At 69.1% G+C, this 2,658-nt stretch carries 2 protein-coding genes; both read left to right on the forward strand.

The features are described 5' to 3' along the window. On the forward strand, positions 1–836 hold an 836-nt coding region (locus tag AC08OJ_RS19600; RefSeq protein WP_476596507.1), incomplete at its 5' end, for a uracil-DNA glycosylase. A gap of 168 nt (positions 837–1,004) precedes the next feature. After that, a complete protein-coding gene (locus AC08OJ_RS19605) occupies positions 1,005–2,534 on the forward strand; it encodes an NAD(P)/FAD-dependent oxidoreductase (RefSeq protein ID WP_476596508.1) in 1,530 nt (509 codons plus the stop codon). The last annotated feature ends 124 nt before the right edge of the window (positions 2,535–2,658 follow it).

The raw sequence follows: 2,658 nt of genomic DNA on the forward strand, positions 1-2,658 counted from the left end.
CGGGCGGGACGGGTGGCCCGGTCCGGTCACGGGGCCCGGTGCGGCCGGGAAGCGGTTGGCCGGGGGACCTCGCCGCCGCCGACACACCGGTCGCAGCCACGCCGGCCGAGGCCCGCGCGTTGGCCGCCGGCGCGACGGGCAGCCGGGAGCTCGATGCCCGGATGCCCGTCTGCCGGGCCTGCCCGCGCCTGGTCACTTGGCGGGAAGAAGTCGCGGCGGTGCGGCGGGCGGCCTTCGCCGAGCAGGCCTACTGGGGGCGTCCGGTGTCCTCGTTCGGCCCGGGCGACGCCCGGATCCTCGTCGTCGGTCTGGCGCCCGCGGCCCACGGAGGGAACCGCACCGGACGCATCTTCACCGGGGACCGCAGCGGCGACTGGCTGTTCGCCTCGTTGCACTGCGTCGGGCTGGCGGCGCTGCCGACCTCGGTGTCCGCCGGGGACGGTCAGCGTCTGACGGCCACGCGCATCGTCGCCGTCGTCCGCTGCGCTCCGCCCGCGAACAAGCCGACCACCACGGAGCGTGACACCTGCCGGCCCTGGTTGGTGCGTGACCTCGAGCTCGTCCGGCCCACCCTGCGGGTCATGGTCGTCCTCGGTGGATTCGCCTGGTCCGCCCTGTGGCCCGCCCTGGCCCAGGCCGGATTCCCGGTTCCTCCGCGCCGGGTGTCGTTCGGGCACGGCGTGCGGGCCGAACTTCCCGTATCCGGGGTGTCGGTCGTCGGTTGCTATCACCCAAGCCAACAGAACACCTTCACCGGCCGGGTCACCGAAGTGATGCTTGACACGATTTTTGGCACGGCGGCGGCGCTCGCGGAAGTGGTTGAGCGGGCCGGGTAAGCCTTTGTCCTTGTGGCCGTCGACACAGAAGGTGAGCCGGAACACGGTCCGGACGCATCGGCACCACGGGCCGAAGACCGCCGGTATTCGTGTCCTGCGTCACGAAAAAAGCTGGGCGGCCAGCCCGAGACCGGGGTGTAACACGGCCCTCGTGGGTACGTTTTTGCCATGGGCTACGGGCAACCACCGCACATCCTCATCGTCGGCGGAGGATACGTCGGCATGTACACGGCCCTGCGGCTGCGGCGGAAACTGCGCCAGGGCGAGGCATCGGTCACAGTCGTCGAGCCCAACTCGTACATGACCTATCAGCCTTTCCTCCCGGAAGCGGCGGCCGGCAACCTTGAGCCACGGCACGTGGTGGTACCGCTACGTAAGGTCCTGAAGGGCTGTCGGGTTGTCAGTGGAAGCGCGCTTCAGGTGTCGCATGGGACACGGACCGCTGTGATCCAACCATCCCTTGGCGAGAGATTTGATCTTAAATACGATATCTTGGTGATGTGTCCAGGATCGGTAGCGCGAACCCTTCCGATCCCGGGGCTCGCGGAGCAGGGCATCGGCTTCAAGAGCGCGGCCGAGGCCATTTATCTCCGTAATCAGGTCATCAGCCGGTTGGACGCGGCCGCCTCGGTGACCGATCCCGCGGTCCGGCGCCGGGCGCTGACCTTTCTCTTCATCGGTGGAGGATATGCCGGAATAGAGGCTCTTGCCGAGTTGGAGGACATGGCCCGCGATGCGTGTTCTTTCTATCCTGATCTGGAACCGACGGATATGCGGTGGGTCCTCGTTGAAGCCGCCGGCCGTATTCTTCCCGAGGTTTCACCCGAAATGGGGATTTATACTCTCCGGCAGCTCGAGCAGCGGGGTATCGACGTCAGGTTGAACACGCGGGTCGAGAGCCTGGTCGGTGGGCGGGTTGTACTGAATAACGGCGAGAAGTTCGACGCGGGCACCATCGTGTGGACGGCCGGGGTGCGGGCGAACCCGATGCTGGCCGACACGGATCTGCCCCTGGACGATCAAGGTCGGGTGCGCGCGACCGTCTTCCTGCAGGTCGACGGGGTGGGTGACGCGTGGGCCGCGGGTGACTGCGCGGCCGTGCCCGACCTGACCAGGGGCGAGGATGTCACAACCAGTCCCTCGGCCCAGCACGCCGTCCGCCAGGCCCGCCGGCTGGCTCTCAACATCCTCGCCGAACTGCGCGGCGAGCCCATCGAACCGTACGAGCACAGCTATGCCGGCAGCGTGGCGTCCCTGGGCCTGCATAAGGGTGTCGCCGAGGTCTATGGGGTCAAGCTGCGCGGCTGGCCCGCCTGGTTCATGCACCGGACGTACCACCTGGGCAGGGTTCCCACCCTCAACCGCAAGACCAGGGTGGTCGCAGACTGGTCGTTGGCACTGTTCTTCCGCCGCGAGATCGTCTCGCTCGGATCCTTCGCCGATCCCCGGGCCGAGTTCCGCCGAGCGGCGATGCCGCCCGCGTTCGCCGCGGCCATCTCCCCAGGCACGCCCGGCACTCCGGCCACGACGGCTACGACGGCCACGACGAGCGGGCGGAACGGGACCACTCGCCCCCCCGCTCCCGGTGCCCCCGCGCCCGCCGTCGCCGCCGGCGATGCCGAGGGCGGTGAGGCCGCGTCCCCGGGTGAGGATGTTGTCCGGGCCGCACCGGCCGGCAGGATCTCCCGCGGCCGGTGAATCGTCCCCCGGTCGCGACGGTTCACCGGCCCTCGTGGCTTCGCGGCACTTAGGTGAGGGTGTTTTCCCGCGTCTCCGCTCTGGCCGTCAAGACCAAACCCGACGGCGGGCCCGCCTTTTAGGA

This window comes from Frankia sp. CgKIO3, from assembly GCF_977946435.1.

What these genes read in the sequence shown, in the direction of transcription:
- AC08OJ_RS19605 (WP_476596508.1), top strand. Translation starts at nt 1,005, where the DNA reads ATGGGCTACGGGCAACCACCGCACATCCTCATCGTCGGCGGAGGATAC.